We start from the raw sequence: 18,661 nt of genomic DNA, 5'->3' as shown, positions 1-18,661 counted from the left end.
CGTAGGATCATATTATTTTGCTTCCTGCTGCTTTGCTAGCAATACTGCTGTTGCAAAGGACATTCCAAGAATGACGAGCAATGCGTACCAGAATGACATTGTTTTTGAGACGAGCATTGCTAGGAATGCTGTGGATGTACCGAGTAAGATAATCCAGTATGTGATAGAAGACACGCGACCGAATCTAACAAGTAAAAATACAGCTGCATAAGTTATCAAAGCTATTATGAGTAATACGAAATATGGTGTCATGCGGTACCCCCAATTTATTGATACGAAACGTCGATAGATGGTGACGGCCATTTAAGACCAGTCTCTGGAGTTGGTGCAGCGGCATTTGGACATTTTTTATTGAATTCCTCAAGACCAAGTTGCTTAATTTGCAAACTCGGTGTCCCTCCTCCGAAGTACGCAAAAGCCCCCACATGATATATAAAGCTTGAAGAAGAAATATTTACCTTATTATCAATTTGTAAAGAACCTGCAACACATACTTTAGATTTATCTTTAACTTGAATTTCACTCCCACTCATGTGCAATGCACCACCTACATAAAGCATTGAATCTTCTATCTCAACTTCTCCTCTAAGTGCGGCACTACCTTTAACAATCATGTTTGAATTATCAAGCTCAAACTCATTTGTTACAGTAAGAGCCCCACCTATTTCCACATTGGAATCTTCCACCTCCAAATCGTCTTGAGCAGTCAAAGACCCACCAATTTTCAGAATAGAATCCTCTACTTCAATTTCTTCCATTGCTTCTAAATCACCTTTAATAAATACTTGAGATTCTTCAATCTCCAGTTCATCTCTAACGTAAACCAATCCCTCAACAGCTAAAAATGAATCTTCTACTTCAAGCTCCCCTTTTTCAAGTCTCAAATTTCCTTTTACGTACACTTTAGAGTCTTCGATTTCGAAGTCTTGCTCTTTCGTGTACGTATATCCATTTGGGAAATAGACAGTGGAGTCTTCAATTTCCTTTACCTTCTTGTTCTTATTCTCTACAAAACAATCATCGCCTTCAATTTTAGTACTTTCAGGACAAGTTTTTGTAGGAGTATTGGTAGGATAAGTCCAATCACCGGATGCCGCGCCCCCACCACCTATATCAGCAGGATTAAAAGAAGGAACTAAGAAAATCTGTTCAAATGTTAACGATTTTGTTTTATTAGCAGTAATATCTTTTCCTATAATGTCACCGGATACCTTTACAGAAAAACTTTCTTGCTGCGCAATAATAGAAATAGGCTTTGCCTTGCTGGTTTCGAATGAAAATAGATTTTTAGAAGTGGACAATTGGACAGGCATACTGGGAACCGCAGTCTGATTTAAATAAAATGCTAGTCTCCGAGCTGCATATCTACGACCATCGGTATAATCTGCAGTATTCAATGTTTTTTTGTCATTATTTTTCTTTGCTTCTAAGTAAATTTTTGTTTCACTCTCTACTAAGGCTGTTGTATTAAAATATTTATTACTATATAAAGTCTTGTAAAAGTCTACACCTGTTTCCGCAGTCACTACTGTTAAATGACTATTATCAATCAATTTTTCTTGTTTTGCATTACTAATACTCCCTCTTAGAAACACTGCAGCAAGAATGGTGATGAAAACAATCAGAAGCAACACTACTAATAATGCATATCCCCGCTCGTTTTTCATGTGAGTCATAATCTTATCACCTTTCTTACTCACTTTTATACCTCGTTATTTCAGTTGGAACGGTTACAGTTAACTTTGAGTTATTTACGTCTGTCACTTGAAGATTTAAGCGAGAAACGTTATCTCTCTTTGGTTTAAACTCCTTACTCATAAAGGGGCCATATTTGTATTCGTTTCCCAATATCTCCTTAAAAGCTTCTTGATCCTCACAGTTAGTGATAGCAACTTCATGCACCTCAATATTAAGCTTATAGCATTCGCGAACACGATGTTCTTGTTGAAGTTTGGTTATAATAACATTCGCTTCTTGCTGGAGATGTAATTTTGTAGTTTCTACTGAATTATGTTTAACGCTAATACTCATTGTGGTCCATATGATTCCGGTCACCAGGGAGATTAAGACCAAAACAGCAAGTATTTCTACAAGCGTTATACCTGACTGATTGTCTTTCATAATTACCTCCCCCTTATAGTCACTTCACCTGGATGTATCCAAACGATTCGCTGATGGCCCTGTCATCTTTCATCAACTTTACGTGTAATTTATGTAATCTTACAACGCCTGATTTTAGTTCTGTGTTTAAAGGCGGTCCTTCGTCAGGTAATTTTTTTATTTTTATAATCGTATTTGGTTTTGCATCCAATGTCTCTGTCCACCATTCCCCGTCACTCTTAAATCTTGGTTCAGATAAATCGGTCGCTTTCCATTTCATCTTCTTATATTCCTCAAGCACAATCCGAGCCTCATTCATCGTCTCCAACTTCGTCTCAGTCCTACTATTGAAAAGCGTCATCTGAGGGAAAATTGTCATGAAGGCGATGAAAACTATGCCTAATATCACAAGTGAGGCAAGAATTTCAACTAAGGTCAGTCCAGACTCTTCAGTGGTTTTCCTTTTACCCACCAAATCCACACCTCTTTTCATACCTTTTTCCTACCTCTAGCATAACGGAGTGAACCTTTGAGTTCAATAGGCTTGTGAGCATTATTGTTACAAAAAAAGACTGCGAATGCAGTCTTTTGCGTAAAGCCCTATTCCCTTCAAATTTCTATTGGATCGGTTGTCTCCGCTTCATAAACTCCAACGCGATTGCGACCTGCCTGTTTTCCGCCAATATAGAGTGCTCTGTCTGCATTCCGAAGCAAGCTGTTTTCTGATTGCGTATCCTCTGGAATTGATGAGACACCCAGACTAACAGTAAGCTTGATACCAATCGATTCGATTTCATCCGATAAGTCCGGTTTGATGGTAAATGTGTGCTGCTCAATTTCAAGACGAATTCTTTCAGCAAGTGAAACTGCTTCCTCTTTTGTGAAATCAGGAAGCAATAAAACAAATTCCTCTCCGCCATAACGAGCCAGCGTACGACCATCCGTCTCGTACATTTTAAGAATTTGAGCAAATTCACATAGAATATCATTTCCACTTTGATGTCCATAATTATCATTGATGGATTTGAAATGATCGATATCTAATATGATTGCAGATAAACTAGCAATTTCTTGTTCGTGAAAAAGACTAAGCCCATCACTTAGTTTCTTTGTTAGATAGCGAAAGTTATACAGTTTTGTAAGACCGCACTTTTCACTTTTTTCAATCGTGCGTTCGTAATGAAATGCTTTCACAATAGAGGTTTCGAAATACCCCGTTAACAAATCAACCATTTTTTTATCTAAATCCTCAAAAAAGTTTTTTCTGAACGACGTCATGATAAGATAACCTTCAAGTTTTCCTGCTCGAATAATAGGTGCAATCATGACACTTTGTACAGCAGTGCTGAACTGGAGATGTTCGAGCTTCTCGATTTCCTTATTTGAACTATATACCTTTATTTTGTCAGTTGATAATAAAGGAATCGCTTCATTTTCAAAGTCAAAAAACTGCGCTTCCTTTGAAAATGTACCTGCTTCTGAACAAGCCAATAATTGAAATTGACTTCCCTGAAGTACATCGAGAATATATGCTTGATCATAATTTACGACACCGCGAATTTTCTCGGTGAAAATTTCTATAACCTCATCTCTGCTTAGACTTTCGGTTAGTTCATGACCTATTTCAACGGCGGAAGATAGCTTCTTGTTAAGCTCTCCAGAAAAAGCGTACCTTCGAATAATTAAGAGAACGAGTAGAAAAGGTGCACCAAGCAATAAAACAGAAAAAACGCCCAACTTATAAGTAAGTAGACTATATGCGACCGCCAAGGGTAACACAACTATAGTTATAGCAAAGTCCCATAATGCCACTTGCTTAAACTTATCAAAGGATGCTCGCTCAATTTTCATAATACAATATAGGACGAAACTATTTATAAGTGAATACGAAACCGCATAAACCGTTGCTGCTAAAAGAAAAGCCCACGGTGACATTTCCGTAATTCTTCCACCAGCGAAATGAAAGCAGAACGCACTTGCGATTGACACAATCGCAAACATAAATGAATTCGTTGTAAACCGATAGAATGCCGGTAAACTCGACTTGCGCACGAATTGTAAAATCGTGAGAGCAAGTTGCATGAAAACCATTTCCGCAAAAAGACCATATTGAAAAAAGATCACAAAAATAATCCATCGTTCAAGTGAAATACTAATAGAAAATACTTGGAACGATGCACTCATGGCGATAATTAGCATGACGAAATTTAGTAAAACAAAACCCATATCAATTTCGTTAAACGGAAACATCGTATAAACAAGATATAACGAGGTGGGTACTACTAATAGCCATACTAAAAAAGCTGTCCACTGCTTACTTGGCATCTTAAGCATTCTATATCCTCCGTTCTGACATGCCTTACTTTACATAGCTACCTACTCGATTCCGGCCAGCCTTCTTCGCTCCAAGATACAATGCTCGATCCGCATTTCTCAACAGCGTCATTGCTTCATCTGTATCATCAGGTGCGACTGATACGCCCATACTAGCAGTAATCCGAATTTCTTCTGTATGCAACAAACATGATAGGTCATTCTCAATTCGCATGTTTGTTTGCTGAATTTCATTTCGTAGCTCTTCCGCAAACTCAAGTGCTGCCCCCATAGAAAACTCAGGCAAAACATAGACGAACTCTTCGCCACCATATCTAGCAACTATTCCTTTTTCAGGACATTTGTTTTGCAAGAGTTTTGCAAACTGTTTCAATATGAGATTTCCACTTTCATGCCCATAGGAATCATTGACCTTTTTAAAATGATCAATATCCAGCATTAAAACTGCAAGTTGTTTATGAGTTCCATGGGCTAGAAAATCCATTTCTCGCTCCAATCGTTGCTCTAGAAACCTATAGTTATAGAGTCCCGTCAGTGCACAACGGTTACTTTCCTGTTCTGCAAGTTCGATATAAGCAGCTTTTTCAACGGCAACTATAAAATACGAACTGAGTAAATCTAATACATTCAGATGGAAATCTTTAAAGGCATCTTTCTTTTTACTCCCCAATATAGAGACTCCGACAATTTCCTGATGACGGATTAAAGGGATACATAAGAGACTTTCAATTTCATCAGGTACAGGGGTGATTGTTTGTTGAATCCACTGCTCCCGCCTTGAAAATAGAAAACTATTCTTCTCAGAAAGGATCTTACCGGCAATCCCTTGACCTTTCGCCAATCTAACTTGAGGCACTTCTGCTTTTCTGCCCTTCATATAAAAATGGGAAGGTTCCAACCACCCATCATAGTGATCAAATAAATACACATAGTCCGTCTCAAATAGCGTTGCCGTTTTTGTCATAAATTCATCAATTACTGAATCTTCAGTAGTCATTTTAGCAAGTTGTTGACCTATTTTTCCAGCCGCTTGAATATAGGAATTTAAATCGTCTGTCTGACGATTAATCCTAAGAACAAGTGTCATGAAAAAGAACGGAATTCCTACTAATACATAACCAATGACCCCATAATGGATAAGGATAAAATATAAAGATAAGGCAAGAGGAACGGCAATGACCATCCGGAAATAATGAAGGAGCGTTTCTTTTAAGGAATCGAGTCTCATCCGATTGGTAAGTACACCATAAAGTTTGAAAATCCAATCATACAGTACTGAATAGACAATTTGATAGACGAACACGCCTATAACTAGAATGCTAAAGGTCAGTTCACCAATCTGAGCTCCTGTCATGAAAAAAGCAACAGCCGAACTGACCGACAGAACAAAATAAGCTAACGAGTTGTACAGCAAGCGGTATAGAACATCACCTGTTTTTAAACGCGCTAAAACCGCACATGCAATTATCAATTGAGTCATAATTAACTCTATCGTTAATCCATACATTAGAAAAATCGGTAATGTAAACCATACAAAAAGCACGATAGGTTTACGATTGTAGATAATAGGATAGAAAATACTTAAAAAACCAAGTAATAAAGAAACACCTACCCATAACCAATTCACAGAAGGTATGGGCTGGGTATAAAGAAGATAAACGATGCCGGTCGGCACAACAAGTATCCACAGTGAAAGCAATAGTAACAATGGCCGGCCATTCAAGTTCATCCTCTTCATCCTTCCGATCAACCGCTAAGCACGCGGAATTTTCTTTCTATTCCTAATTATAGTATATGAGACCTTAGACTGTTTAGCAAGTACAAAGAACCTGAGACTATTTTCTTTTTGTGTAGGTCTTTAGATAGTATTATAGACGCATAATCTCTATCTGTCACCTTTTTATTTCCAAATTCACATTGTTCGTATAGGGATTGTGCTGACGCAGCTCCGACCACATCAAAATTAATGAAGGTAAAAGAATGCGCAACTGGGATTAATTCATCAAGCGTCTCTTTAATTTCTTTATTGGCCATCATTCCTATGACAAAGTCTACCTTTTCTTCAGGGAGTTGTTCTTGTATTGTGCGTCTAAGCATCGCAGCTGCGGCAGGATTGTGTGCACCATCAAAAAATACGCCTGGTGCGATTTCTTCGAATCGATAAGAGAGCTGAGCCGTCGCAATACCTGTTTGTATCGCTTCTATTGGAAGTTGTAGACCGGCTTTAAGAAGTGATTCTATCGCTACTGCTGCATTGATTGCTTGGTGGGGGCCTTTCATCCTTCTTTGTGGTAATGTGAGTTGCTCACTCCCATCAAACTGTTCTGGATGTCCTTTTTTAATATAGAAATCTTGTCCATAGAGCAATAATGGATTGCCGACTTCAATAGCTACTTTTTCTGCTACCTTTACAGCTTCCACTGGTAATTTTCCGCATACTGCTGGAATTCCTTTTTTGAATATCCCTGTTTTATGCCACGTGATTTCTTCTATTGAGTCACCAAGAAATCCGATATGATCTTTAGCGATTGATGGAATTACAGAAACCACTGGTGTGATTACATTTGTGCTGTCAAATCGTCCTCCCATTCCGCATTCAATGAGGACAACATCAGGCTGCAGGCGGTTAAATGTGACAAATGCTGCCGCCGTCAATAGTTCAAAGTCTGTCAACATCCCGTCAAGTCCAGCATCTTTCAGTGTTTGAAAAGATGTTGTTAGTTGCTCTTCGGTACTATTTTCTCCATTAATTCTGATTTGATCATGTAGATCGATCATTGCAGGCGAAGCGAAAACGCCTGTACTTATTCCTGCTTCACGAAGGATAGATTCCATCAAGCAAATTGTAGATCCCTTGCCGTTCGTGCCTGCAACGTGGATTGCTCGTAAGTTGACTTGTGGTGATCCTAGGCGTTCCATCGCGTTTTCAATTGCAGCTAGTCCAGGTTTAATCTCATTATCACTAGTAATACTTACTCGCTTCTTATATTCCTCCAACTTCGGTATCATACCTTTTCCCCACCTTATGCTAAACTTAGAGTTAATAGCCTTTGAAAGGCTTTTCTTAAGAGTATAGCACGAGAAAGAAGGGTTTCATTTGAAGAACTGCTGGATTATTTATAATGGAAGTTTAGTGAATGACAAATTCCGGGATCAGGCGGAACTCGTCCAGGAAGCAGCGCAAAGAGCTGGTGTTTCCTCAACAATTTTGAAAAATTATGAGGTCATGATGGATGTGACTAGCACGGTTGCATCACTCCCTGATTTTGTCGTGTTTTTAGATAAAGATATTGTCCTCGCTACTTATTTAAAATCCCTCGGTATCCCAATATTCAATGATCCCGAAGTGATTGAGCGTTGTGACAATAAAACGAAACAAGCGATAAGACTCGCACTTGATGGTGTACCCATGCCGCGGACAATTGTTGCGCCGAAAGTGTATCCAAATTTCACAATCCGAGAAAGTGGTTATTATGAACATGTCTTGCAAGAACTAGGTCTTCCAATGATTATCAAGGAGGCTCGTGGTTCTTTCGGGATGAATGTCTATCTAATTGAAACCGAGGAACAGTTTTACGAGAAAACAGAGTCATTGCGTGGAATTGATTACTTATTTCAAGAGTTCATCTCTTCGAGTCGTGGACGGGATATACGAGTGAATGTCGTTGGCGGACAGGTTGTTGCTGCGATGTATCGACATTCTGAAACTGATTTTCGTGCCAACATTACGAATGGTGGAAAAGCAGAGATTGTTGAGTTAACGGATGATCAGATCAATATCGCGCTACGCGCTGCGAAATCGGTAAGTGCGGATTTTGCAGGAGTAGACCTGTTGTTCGGCGAGAATGAAGAACCGCTTGTTTGTGAAGTTAATGCCGCTGCACATATTCGAAATATTTATCATGTAACAGGAATTAACGTAGCGGATGCAATGATTGCATATATTTTAGAGGTGATTGCATGAAGGGCTATATCTATTATGATGAGGAAGATGCGATACGCAATCGATGGTTTATCGATGAGCTTATTAAACAGGGTGCTTCAAACCAGCTAGATGTGGAATTGCTGGCAGCTGATGCCGAACTACCTGATGATGGGAAGTTCGTCGTTTATCGAGGGCGCGATTTTGAAAAGAGTCAATGCTGGGAACAAAACGGTATTGTTGTTGTCAATCGAAGCGAAGTGAACCGTGTTGCGAATGATAAGCTTCAAACGTTCCAGCTTGGTGCACTTTTAGGCATTCCTTCGATTCCTACAAGGCGGTTGTGTTCTGCTCTGGATGTTCGTGAATATCCTATTGTGATAAAAACGACGGATGGACACGGTGGTGAAGAAGTCCATTTATGTGAGACGAATGCGGAAGTGGAGCAAGTGATGTCGCGATATCCAAATCGACAACTTGTGATGCAACCTTACATTCCGCACAACTCTTCTGATGTACGACTTTATTTAATAGGCGAGGATGTTGTGGGTGCGGTTAAGCGGACAGGAGTGGAATCATTTAAGGCAAACGTTAGCTTAGGTGGTACAAGTGAGCGATTCGAAGTCCCCTCTCCTTTACGCAAGTTCGCATTAAAGATTGCTAAAGCCGTGAAGAGTGACTATATCGGAGTAGATTTCCTTCAGAATGAGGAAGGTGTCTGGTTGTTGAATGAAATTGAGGATCCTGTAGGTGCGAGGTCGCTTTATGAGACGAGTGAATTAAATGTTGCGCGAGAAGTTATGCGACATATCCATAAAAAACTTTTTAAATCCTTATGAGGTGCTGAGTTAGCACTTTGTAAGGATTTTTTGTTGATTGCGAAGATTATTCTCCGTCAGTTTTATGACTATGTCCATCACTCCAGTTAGTTTCTCTATCACAATGCCGTTTTTCTCCGACAATTAGCTGAATTTCTCGATAACAAGACACAATTCACGTGCTTTTAGGGATTAATTGGTAGCGCTTCGCTTATTTTTGAGATTTTCGTGTTGCGGGAATGATCTTCGGTAAGAGTTATGATCATTTTCCAGGATTTATGATCACTCTCTATGTTTTATGAGCACATTTTGAGGTTTATGAGCACTTTCCTTTGTTTATGATCACATTTCAAGGTTTATGAGCACTTTTCAAGATTTATGATCATTTTCCCGAGTTTATGAGCACATCATCAGCTCTAAGATGCACTCACATGGATTCATGACCTTGCCCTTTACCAAAATAAAAAGAGGGCTTTCGTTAGAAAGCCCTCCCCTACTTAAATCTCTTTCAATTCCTCGATGCGTCGCTGCACGGCAGCTTGTTTTTCGAGATAATCTTGTTCTTTTGCACGTTCTTCGTCTACGACCGACTGTGGTGCTTTGGAAACGAAGCGTTCGTTGGATAATTTGCCTTGAACGCGTTTCACTTCTCCAGCCCACTTATCGAGTTCTTTACCAAGGCGTGCAATTTCCTCGTCAATGTTGAGTAAGCCTTCAAGTGGCATGAAGAGCTCGGCTCCTGTAACTACTGCAGACATCGACTTCCCTGGTGCTTGAACATCTACGCCGATTTCAAGAGTTTCTGGGTTACAGAACTTCTCAATGTATTGGCTGTTTGCTTTCAAGACAGCTGCTGTCGCTTCGTCTTTCGCAGTGATGTACAACGGCACTTGGCGACTCATAGGCGCATTCACTTCCGCACGGATTGTGCGAACTGCTTTAATGACATCTGTCAATAGCTTCATGTGAGTGGACCGTTCTACATTTGTCAAACTTGCATCCACCACTGGCCATGCAGCAACAGTAATGGATTCTCCTTCATGCGGCAAGTTCTGCCAGATTTCTTCCGTGATGAACGGCATGAGTGGGTGAAGCAAACGCATCGTATTGTCGAGCACATAAGCAAGAACCGAACGCGTCATATGCTTCGCTTTTTCGTTTTCGCCATACAATGGCAACTTCGCCATCTCGATATACCAGTCACAGAAATCATCCCAAATGAAGTTATAAAGCGCGCGGCCAACTTCACCGAATTCATAACGATCGGATAGCTTTGTTACGGATTCAATCGTTTCGTTAAGACGAGTTAAGATCCAGTCATCTGCAACGGAACGTTCCCCTGACAAATCGATTTCTTCGTATTTCAAACCTTCCATGTTCATTAATGCGAAGCGGGAAGCGTTCCAGATTTTATTGGCAAAGTTCCAGATTGCTTCAACTTTTTCAGTAGAATAACGAAGGTCTTGACCTGGTGATGAACCTGTAGCTAGGAAGTAACGTAATGCATCGGCACCATACTGATCGATGACATCCATCGGATCTACACCGTTACCAAGTGATTTCGACATTTTACGTCCGTCTTCTGCACGGACCAATCCGTGTATCAATACATCCTTGAATGGACGCTGATCTGTAAACTCAATGCCTTGGAAAATCATACGAGACACCCAGAAGAAGATAATGTCATACCCTGTAACGAGGGCGTCTGTTGGATAATAACGTTTAAACTCTGGGTCTTCCGTATCCGGCCAACCCATTGTCGAGAACGGCCATAATGCAGATGAGAACCACGTATCGAGTACGTCCTCTTCCTGGTGCCAGTTTTCAATGTCTGCAGGTTCTTCTTCACCAACGTACACTTCACCAGTTTCGTTGTGATACCATGCAGGAATCCGATGTCCCCACCAAAGCTGACGGGAAATACACCAATCGTGAATGTTTTCCATCCATGTCAAGTATGTTTTCTCAAAACGTTCAGGGACGAATGTCACTTTACCTTCCGCTTTTTGCAACTCGATTGCTTCTTCAGCAAGTGGTTGCATCTTAACAAACCATTGTGTCGACAAATAAGGCTCAACAACTGCACCGCTTCGCTCTGAGTGCCCCACAGAGTGATTATGCTCTTCAATTTTGAATAGAACATTCATGTCTTGCAAATCTTTAACGATTGCTTTACGACAGTCAAAGCGGTCCATACCTTCATATTTACCAGCCAACTTGTTCATCGAACCATCTTCGTTCATTACAAGAACGCGCGGTAAGTCATGACGATTTCCGATTTCAAAGTCGTTCGGGTCATGAGCAGGTGTAATCTTAACCGCACCACTTCCGAAGTCCATTTCTACGTAATCATCCGCTACGATAGGAATTTCACGGCCAACGATTGGCAACTTAACAGTTTTTCCGATTAAGTGTTGATAGCGCGCGTCTTCCGGATGAACGGCTACTGCTGTGTCACCGAGCATCGTTTCAGGGCGTGTTGTTGCAATTTCGATACTTCCAGTTCCATCTGTGAGTGGGTAACGCATATGATAGAAAGCACCCGCTACATCTTTATGGATAACTTCGATATCGGACAATGCTGTTTTCGTCGCAGGGTCCCAGTTGATAATATATTCTCCGCGGTAAATTAAACCTTTGTTGTACAACTTTACGAACACTTCGCGGACAGCACGTGAAAGGCCTTCATCCAATGTGAAACGTTCACGTGAGTAATCCAATCCGAGACCTAGCTTAGACCACTGCTCACGAATATGACCTGCATACTCATCTTTCCACTTCCATGTTTCTTCTAGGAATTTCTCTCGCCCTAGGTCATAACGTGTCTGGCCGTTAGCACGGAGCTTCTCTTCCACTTTCGCTTGGGTTGCAATTCCAGCGTGGTCCATTCCTGGTAGCCACAATGCATCATAACCCTGCATGCGTTTCATGCGAGTCAAGATATCTTGAAGTGTCGTATCCCAAGCATGACCCAAGTGCAGTCTACCCGTTACGTTCGGTGGTGGAATTACTATCGTATAGGGCTCTTTCCCACTCTCCGGTTGAGCTTTAAAATACTCACCCTTTAACCACCATTCATAGCGATCTCTTTCAATCGTCTGCGGATCATACTTTGTCGGCATCTCCAACTGATCTTTTTCTGTCATAACATTTCCTCCTCATACTAAATAAAATAATTCAATGTTGTTTTTAATCGAACACTTTGTGCCTATACTTTCTGCTGATTTGAACGTATGGTAGGACTCCTTAGCGAGCATCGAAGAACGAAGACCCCGCAGAAGCGTATCGAGGTGACTAAGATCAGTCACTAGGAAATCCTATACCTGAAGTATCAATCAACATTGTGCCCAATTTTTGAAACACAAAAAACCCCTTCGTCGTTAAAGGACGAAGGAGTCAGTTCGCGGTACCACCTTTATTCGCAACTATGCAAAATTCGCACGTTGCCTCAATGGAAATAACGGCTTCTAACCGGCTCTCGCTACTTGTAAAAAACGTTCACGAAAACTGCTGACGGGTGACTTTCAAACTGTCGACAATAGGTCCTTGCACCACCCGGACCCTCTCTACAATAGCCGACCGATTTACTCTCCCGATAAACGCATCACTATACTGTTTCCAATAGTTTACCGGATGTATAGCGTACCCGTCAAGCCTGCTGCGAAAGGATGGTGTTATGAGAAGAGGCTACAACCCCTATTTGCTTCCGCCATGGCTAAGAAAATGCAGATTTTACGGTAAAATGATCATTATCCCGATCTCTTGTTTTCAGCTCATCCGACTATTGATCATTCCGACGACAGGAGACTTTTTACTCTTCTGTATCCTTTGCGGATGTTGCTTCCTATTCCACAAAAACATCATTTAGTCGGAAAGAAGTCACCGTCACATCATCTTCTAAATCATTGATGAACGCGAGCATTTCATTGTGATCCACATAACCAATAACCTGTTCAACTTGTGAACTTTCGAGGTCTGCAGTAGCTGTTTCAGCAGTTACCTGTGCAACTGCTTGCTTGGATTCTACAACTGCTTCATCAGTCGCACGCGCAGTTGTGGTTACCTCTTCCTCTACATTTTGTGCAACAGCTTCAACATCTGCCAACTTAGCCTCGACAGTCCACATAACGGCTAAGCTCCCATCATCTGTTGCAGTTGCAGAAGCATCGATTACAGTCGCTGTAAGTTGTCCGTCCGCGCTAGTAGGTAAATCTACAAGCAAGGGAACCGCATACTCAAAATAACCAGATTGGTCTTGTACGTCCACATCATCGATTAGTATTGCATCAGAATCTAAAGCTTCTTCTTGAACTTCACCGTCAAATCCAACATTCGCAGCTACATGATAAATCCCAGAAAGTCGAACAGCATCTTCTGTCTGATGCTCTGTATATCCTGCGGTCACTTTCACTTCTTGTGCAGAAACTGCTTTCCCGTATTCTGCAGGAAACTGAAACGTCTCCGTTAACGTCCACTGTGTTGGCTCCATTGTTCTGCCGCCTCCTTTTATCGTTAGAGTATATGATGCAGCATCCACTATCAGAACATAAGACAAAGAAAAACAGCCTTTCAAAAGTATTACTCTTGAAAAGGCTGTTTAACTTTTATTTTTTTAACTGACTAAATACTTTATGGAAAGCGTCTACCGTTTTCGCAATATGAGCTTCTGTATGTGCAGCCGAGAGGAACATACCTTCAAACTGTGAAGGCGGCAAGAAAATGCCTTCTGCAGCCATAAGCCGGTAGTATTCTGCAAATAACGCTAAATCGGATGATTTTGCAGATTCATAATCGACCACATCTTCGTTCGTGAAGAAGAATCCAATCATCGATCCTGCACGGTTCACTGTGTGTGGGATCCCATTGGCAGTCGCCGCTTCGCGGAACCCTTTTTCAAGCTGATCCCCAAGTTTCATGAAATGCTCATATGATGATGGGTTTAACCGTTTTAGAGTCTCAATTCCCGCAGTCATCGCGAGTGGATTTCCAGACAGAGTGCCGGCTTGATAAACAGTTCCTGCAGGCGCAATGTGCTCCATGATTTCTCGTTTACCACCATAGGCACCAACTGGCAGTCCGCCACCGATTACTTTACCAAGACACGTCAAATCCGGTGTAATTCCAAAATGACCTTGGGCACAATTATAGTCGACACGGAAGCCAGTCATCACTTCATCAAAAATGAGAAGCGTCCCGTTTTCTTCCGTCAACTTACGCAATTCTTCCAAGAAACCTGGCTGTGGAGGAACCACTCCCATGTTTCCTGCAACAGGCTCCACAATCACTCCCGCGAGATCGTTTCCATACTCCTTGAATGCAACCTTCAAACTCTCCAAGTCATTATAAGGAACAGTGATCGTGTTTTTCGCAACTCCTTCAGGAACCCCAGGGCTATCTGGGAGACCCAACGTCGCTACACCTGATCCTGCTTTGATTAGCAACGAATCACCGTGACCGTGATAGCACCCTTCAAATTTCAAAATGAGATTACGCTTAGTGTAACCACGTGCTAGACGCAATACACTCATCGTCGCTTCCGTACCTGAAGACACCATACGAACCATTTCAATCGATGGAACACGGTCGATCACGATTTCAGCGAGTTCATTTTCAAGTAATGTCGGAGCACCGAAACTGGAACCTTTTACGGCAGCTTGTTGAATCGCTGAGACAACACCTTCTTCAGCATGTCCTAAAATTAGTGGTCCCCATGACAACACATAATCAATGTATTCGTTGCCATCTATGTCTGTTATGATTGCACCTTTTCCACTTTCCATGAAAATCGGATCCATATTGACCGATTTAAATGCACGTACAGGTGAGTTCACGCCACCAGGCATTAGGTCTACGGCTTTGCTAAATGCTTGTTTCGATTTTGTATAGTCTCTCATTTCGTCTCCTCCAACCAACGAGCGGCGTCTTTCGCATGATAGGTCATGATTAGATCAGCACCCGCACGTTTCATACTTGTCAATGTCTCGAGAACGATACGCTTTTCATCCACCCATCCATTAAGTGAAGCAGCTTTCACCATCGCGTACTCTCCACTTACGTTGTATGCGACCATTGGCAGTAATGTATGGTTTTTCACATCACGTAAAATATCCAAGTACGACAAAGCAGGTTTTACGATTAAGAAGTCGGCACCTTCAGCTATATCAGATTCTGCTTCTCGCAAAGCTTCCATACGATTTGCAGGATCCATCTGGTACGCTTTACGATCGCCAAATTGAGGTGTGGAATCTGCTGCATCACGGAATGGACCATAGTAAGCAGATGCATACTTAACTGCATAGGACATTATTGGAATTTCTTCGAAACCAGCTTCGTCCAGCCCTTGACGGATTGCAACGACGAACCCATCCATCATATTGGACGGTGCAATGATGTCTGCTCCAGCTTGAGCCTGAGACTCAGCCGTTTTGACGAGTAAATCTAAAGAAGGGTCATTCAGCACACGTTCCCCTTCGATGACACCACAATGACCGTGATCAGTATATTCACACAGACAGGTATCCGCCACTACGATGAGCTCGGGGTGACGTTGTTTGGCCAAACGGATCGCTTCCTGAATGATACCGTGGTCATGGTAAGCTCCACTACCAACAGCATCTTTTTCGGTAACAACTCCAAAGAAAATAACAGATGGAATTCCTAGTGCAACTGCTTCGTCTAACTCCTCACCGAGTCGATCCATTGAATGCTGATAGATCCCCGGCATAGAAGGTATTTCGTTTTTCACATTCTCGCCTTCGATGACGAAAATCGGATAAATGAAGTCCGTTGCTTGAAGGTGTGTTTCGCGAACCATTGCACGCATTCCAGCTGTGCTACGAAGTCGGCGATGCCGACGGAAATTTAAGTTGTTCATCAGTTAGTACTTCCTTTCGACTCGGCAAGTGTTCGCACGAGATCAGGTAATGTATACGTTTCAGGCATAGCATGGACAGGCGCCCCGACTTCATGTAGTGCCCTCTCTGTAATATGTCCGATTGCACCAATTGTAAAGCTTGTCCACCCAATTTCAGGCGCTACATGTTCTGTAAAAACAGTGACCGCTGAAGGGCTTGCAAATAATATCGAAACTGACGCTTCATCTTTCACTAATTCTACGATTCGATCAGCTGAAGTTACTTCAGGAAGCGTGTCATATACAGTCCATTCATTGACAGTTAACGAAAGTTCTGTAGAAATGAGTGTCCCTGCCAAATTTCCTTTGATGAATAGCGCCCGAAGTGAATCACCTTCAGGGTTGAATTGCTGAACGAATACATCTGCACTGAAAACTTCAGGAATAAAATCCACCCTAAATCCAATCTTTTCGAGTGCATGTGCGGTTTTATCCCCAACAGCTGCAACATTCAGTCGGAAATTAGTTGAGTTCATTCCGTAACGCTGAAGCTTTTGCTTAAACGAAGCTACGGCACTTTGGCTAGTAAAAATCAGCCAGTCGTAGGACTGAGCTTGAAGCAATCGCTCATGATCTTCTGCAGATATCCGTTCATCTGTACGAATGAGAGGATACGAAACCGGAGTGCCACCAAGCTGTTTCACAAGCTCATAAGGCTCCTCTGATTTTTTAGTACTCGTGAAAATTACGGTCTCTCCTGACAATGGGTACTTATTGACCATCCATCTCAGCCTTCACTCGTTGAATGACTTCTGCTGCCCCTTCTTTACGTAAAACTTCTGAAACGACTTTACCCACTTCGACTGGAGTTTGGGCTTTTCCAGTATGACGATAGACTTCTGAACCATCTGGTGATGCGATGAACCCCGTTAATTCAATCCCATCCTCTTTCTGTTGTGCAAAGCCACCAATTGGAACTTGGCAAGACCCGTCCATCTCACGTAGGAATGTACGCTCCGCTTCCACTTCTTTAAACGTTTGTTCGTCGTTCATCTTAGCGAGTTCTGCAAGGAGTTCAGCGTCATCTGAACGACACTCAATGGATAATGCCCCTTGACCTACTGCTGGGATACAATCTTCAAGGCTCATGTATTCGGTAACAATGTCTACACTCCAACCCATTCGCTTAAGACCGGATGCAGCAAGAATAATCGCATCGTATTCACCATCTTGCATTTTCTTTAAACGGGTATCGATGTTGCCACGGATCCATTTAATTTCAAGATCAGGTCGCAGCAATAGTAGTTGTGAACTTCTACGTAAACTAGATGTACCGACCACGGCTCCTGCTGGAAGATCTTCAAAAGAAACGTTACCATTTGAGATAAACGCATCACGTGGATCGACCCGTTTCGGGATACAACCAACAATCAATCCTTCAGGTAAAACGGAAGGCATATCTTTCATACTATGTACGGCAAAGTCGATTTCTTTGTCGAACAATGCTTGTTGAATTTCTTTTACAAATAGTCCCTTACCACCAACCTTAGAAAGCTGTACGTCAATTATGCGGTCTCCTTTTGTTACGATTTCTTTCACTTCAAAGTCAAATGGAACACCCACAGCTTTCATTTGATCGATGAACCAATTTGTTTGTGTTAACGCAAGCTTACTTCTCCGTGAACCGACAATAATTTTTCTCAATGTTATCTTCCTTCCCTATGTGAATGATGCGTATTAGATGAATACCGACCTGTTCTACCTTATAACCAAAAATGGAATTGCGATAGTTTACTGCCTAAAAAGAAATTAATGATAATCAAAACAAAGGAAAAAATCGTTGCCCATGCAAAATCAGTAGCTTTGACCTTCCCATTTCTATTGAGAAACAACAAAGCACTGTAAACGATAATTAACAAGAAAGAACCAATAATTTTCATATCGAATAATGTCCAATCAGATAGTGCTGTATACGCCCATTGGATGCCCAAAATCAAACTTACAAGTAGTACAGGTATACCCGTATAGATTGCGGATTTCATGCCCGTCATTGCATGTTGTAGCGAGGGTAACCGATTAAATTGTGAAGTGAATTTCTTCTTTTTCAACAAATTATACACAAGCAAATACAGAATCGCGAAAACAAATGCCATCGTAAACGCTGCGTAAGAAAGAATAGCGAATGTAATATGGATGAACAACAGTTCCGAAATGAGAGAATCCCCCACGCCTGAATTGACCACTTGGGTTGGCGCAAAAATATGAATGGTCATAAAACAAAACGCAACGATATTCAAAAGGAAGCCAGCATAGCTGGATCGATATTTGAGTTGAATTCCAAGTGATAAAGTAATGAGGATCCATGCAAAGAAATAGACCCCTTCATAAAGGGACAAGACAGGTATTTGTTTCGTCATGATGAATGCTTGCAACAAAAAACCAGTTTGCATAACAAAAACAATCACAGTCAGCCAAAATGCGCTTCGTTGTGCACGTGTATCTTTGTTTAAAAAGTCCACAAAATAAAAAATCAGGCTGACGGCATACAGAATGAGCATAGCTTCCTGAAGCCGTGCCATCGTCAACTCAACCATTGGCCAACATCTGCCTTTCTGTCAAAAAAGCCACTCCCGC

17 protein-coding genes and 1 other annotated feature are annotated in these 18,661 nt (G+C 41.6%); of the genes, 3 read left to right on the top strand and 14 right to left on the bottom strand.

The window, feature by feature from the left end; all coding sequences use genetic code 11:
- Nucleotides 1-12: 12 nt before the first annotated feature.
- The 7 genes from M3197_RS11545 to M3197_RS11515 form a co-directional block, all read right to left on the bottom strand.
- Entirely contained in the window at nt 13-252 is a 240-nt protein-coding gene (locus tag M3197_RS11545; RefSeq protein WP_251661731.1) for a hypothetical protein, read from the bottom strand.
- Nucleotides 253-266: 14 nt separating this feature from the next.
- Nucleotides 267-1,700, bottom strand: a complete 1,434-nt coding sequence (locus M3197_RS11540) for a hypothetical protein (protein ID WP_251661730.1) — start codon at nt 1,698-1,700, stop codon at nt 267-269.
- Nucleotides 1,693-2,121: a PilW family protein gene (locus tag M3197_RS11535; RefSeq protein ID WP_251661729.1), complete on the bottom strand. Its 429-nt coding sequence runs from the start codon at nt 2,119-2,121 to the stop codon at nt 1,693-1,695. Before M3197_RS11535 ends, M3197_RS11540 begins: the two co-directional genes overlap by 8 nt.
- Nucleotides 2,122-2,140: 19 nt before the next feature.
- On the bottom strand, nt 2,141-2,572 hold the full coding sequence (locus M3197_RS11530) for a PulJ/GspJ family protein (RefSeq protein ID WP_251661728.1): 432 nt from the start codon (nt 2,570-2,572) through the stop codon (nt 2,141-2,143).
- Between the two features lie 137 nt (nt 2,573-2,709).
- Nucleotides 2,710-4,434, bottom strand: a complete 1,725-nt coding sequence (locus M3197_RS11525; RefSeq protein WP_251661727.1) for a sensor domain-containing diguanylate cyclase — start codon at nt 4,432-4,434, stop codon at nt 2,710-2,712.
- Between the two features lie 25 nt (nt 4,435-4,459).
- Nucleotides 4,460-6,172, bottom strand: coding sequence for a sensor domain-containing diguanylate cyclase (locus tag M3197_RS11520; protein ID WP_251661726.1), 1,713 nt, complete (start codon nt 6,170-6,172; stop codon nt 4,460-4,462).
- Nucleotides 6,173-6,219: 47 nt separating this feature from the next.
- The gene (locus M3197_RS11515) at nt 6,220-7,443 is read right to left on the bottom strand and encodes a bifunctional folylpolyglutamate synthase/dihydrofolate synthase (RefSeq protein ID WP_251661725.1); all 1,224 of its coding nucleotides are present in this window, start codon (nt 7,441-7,443) and stop codon (nt 6,220-6,222) included.
- Nucleotides 7,444-7,531: 88 nt separating this feature from the next.
- On the opposite strand from M3197_RS11515, the gene M3197_RS11510 reads away from it, so the two are divergent.
- Both M3197_RS11510 and M3197_RS11505 read left to right on the top strand, forming a co-directional pair.
- Nucleotides 7,532-8,398 carry an ATP-grasp domain-containing protein gene (locus M3197_RS11510; protein WP_251661724.1) on the top strand — a complete coding sequence of 289 codons (867 nt, stop codon included), beginning with the start codon at nt 7,532-7,534 and terminating at the stop codon, nt 8,396-8,398.
- Entirely contained in the window at nt 8,395-9,195 is an 801-nt protein-coding gene (locus M3197_RS11505) for an ATP-grasp domain-containing protein (RefSeq protein WP_251661723.1), read from the top strand. Before M3197_RS11510 ends, M3197_RS11505 begins: the two co-directional genes overlap by 4 nt.
- 476 nt (nt 9,196-9,671) lie before the next feature.
- Here the strand turns inward: M3197_RS11505 and M3197_RS11500 are convergent, their stop codons facing one another.
- Complete coding sequence (locus M3197_RS11500; protein WP_251661722.1) at nt 9,672-12,320, bottom strand: valine--tRNA ligase; 2,649 nt, start codon at nt 12,318-12,320, stop codon at nt 9,672-9,674.
- Nucleotides 12,321-12,554: 234 nt separating this feature from the next.
- Nucleotides 12,555-12,783: a binding site (T-box leader), on the bottom strand.
- A 67-nt stretch (nt 12,784-12,850) separates the two neighbouring features.
- Here M3197_RS11500 and M3197_RS17530 point away from each other — a divergent pair.
- Nucleotides 12,851-13,042 (top strand): YszA family small membrane protein, encoded by a 192-nt coding sequence (locus M3197_RS17530; protein WP_081760055.1) that lies wholly within the window; start codon nt 12,851-12,853, stop codon nt 13,040-13,042.
- Here the strand turns inward: M3197_RS17530 and M3197_RS11490 are convergent.
- The 6 genes from M3197_RS11490 to M3197_RS11465 form a co-directional block, all read right to left on the bottom strand.
- On the bottom strand, nt 13,019-13,663 hold the full coding sequence (locus M3197_RS11490; protein WP_251661720.1) for a hypothetical protein: 645 nt from the start codon (nt 13,661-13,663) through the stop codon (nt 13,019-13,021). The two genes, M3197_RS17530 and M3197_RS11490, sit on opposite strands and share 24 nt — an antisense overlap.
- A 115-nt stretch (nt 13,664-13,778) precedes the next feature.
- Complete coding sequence (gene hemL / locus M3197_RS11485; RefSeq protein WP_251661718.1) at nt 13,779-15,068, bottom strand: glutamate-1-semialdehyde 2,1-aminomutase; 1,290 nt, start codon at nt 15,066-15,068, stop codon at nt 13,779-13,781.
- Nucleotides 15,065-16,048: a porphobilinogen synthase gene (hemB, locus tag M3197_RS11480; RefSeq protein WP_251661716.1), complete on the bottom strand. Its 984-nt coding sequence runs from the start codon at nt 16,046-16,048 to the stop codon at nt 15,065-15,067. Before hemB ends, hemL begins: the two co-directional genes overlap by 4 nt.
- Nucleotides 16,048-16,809, bottom strand: coding sequence for a uroporphyrinogen-III synthase (locus tag M3197_RS11475; RefSeq protein ID WP_251661714.1), 762 nt, complete (start codon nt 16,807-16,809; stop codon nt 16,048-16,050). Before M3197_RS11475 ends, hemB begins: the two co-directional genes overlap by 1 nt.
- The gene (hemC, locus tag M3197_RS11470; RefSeq protein ID WP_251661712.1) at nt 16,799-17,731 is read right to left on the bottom strand and encodes a hydroxymethylbilane synthase; all 933 of its coding nucleotides are present in this window, start codon (nt 17,729-17,731) and stop codon (nt 16,799-16,801) included. Before hemC ends, M3197_RS11475 begins: the two co-directional genes overlap by 11 nt.
- Before the next feature lie 59 nt (nt 17,732-17,790).
- A complete protein-coding gene (locus tag M3197_RS11465) occupies nt 17,791-18,621 on the bottom strand; it encodes a cytochrome C assembly family protein (RefSeq protein WP_251661710.1) in 831 nt (276 codons plus the stop codon).
- Nucleotides 18,622-18,661 lie beyond the last annotated feature (40 nt).

The organism is Sporosarcina aquimarina (assembly GCF_023715615.1).
GTDB lineage: Bacteria > Bacillota > Bacilli > Bacillales_A > Planococcaceae > Sporosarcina > Sporosarcina aquimarina_A.
This window is presented reverse-complemented; position numbering and strand designations above follow the sequence as displayed.